General features: G+C 43.7%; 1 protein-coding gene and 1 pseudogene. One reads left to right on the top strand and one right to left on the bottom strand.

Going from position 1 to position 524, the window contains the following annotated elements; genetic code table 11:
* Positions 1 to 164 (bottom strand): annotated as a pseudogene (locus R7O13_RS30675) (L-lactate dehydrogenase); the annotation flags it as partial.
* Between the two features lie 188 nt (positions 165 to 352).
* Here R7O13_RS30675 and R7O13_RS30670 point away from each other — a divergent pair.
* Positions 353 to 524, top strand: a 172-nt coding sequence (locus R7O13_RS30670) for a glycerophosphodiester phosphodiesterase family protein (RefSeq protein ID WP_318305696.1), incomplete at its 3' end; no start/stop codon positions are given.

Below are 524 nucleotides of genomic sequence, written 5' to 3'. Positions count from 1 at the left end.
TCTAACAGAACAAGTTCACTGACGCTGCCTAGCGTGAGCAAATAATTGCAAACACCAACTCCAACGGCGCCAGCGCCAATCACACCAATTTTCATCTTACTCTCCCTGAAAAAATGCGGCTCTTGAAAGATACGTCGCTCTTTAAAAATGAGCGGCAAGAGCATAAAAGTCCAACGTCATTTTGTAGCTCAGAATCTCTTACCAATCTAGTCTTTCATTTCCGCACCATGCTTGTTTGATGAAAATTACACCGTTGAATCGTGACGTTACCGCCCTGAAGAAGCCTTTCACCTCTATATCAACGGCCAAAAGCGAGTACAATCTGGACATCTAATTCAAGAAGGCAAACAAAATGGAAACTCTGTTAATTGGTCACCGCGGCGTTGCCGGCTCGTTCCCAGAAAATACAAAAGTCAGCGTTCAAGCTGCAATTGATCTCGGCCTAAAATGGGTAGAAGTAGATGTTCAGCCAACAAAAGATAACGTACTTGTGGTTTGCCACGATCATACGTTAAATCGATGCA

This window comes from Vibrio sp. Y176, assembly GCF_033438945.1.
Note: the sequence above shows the minus strand (reverse complement) of the source record. Positions and strands in the feature narration are given on the sequence as shown.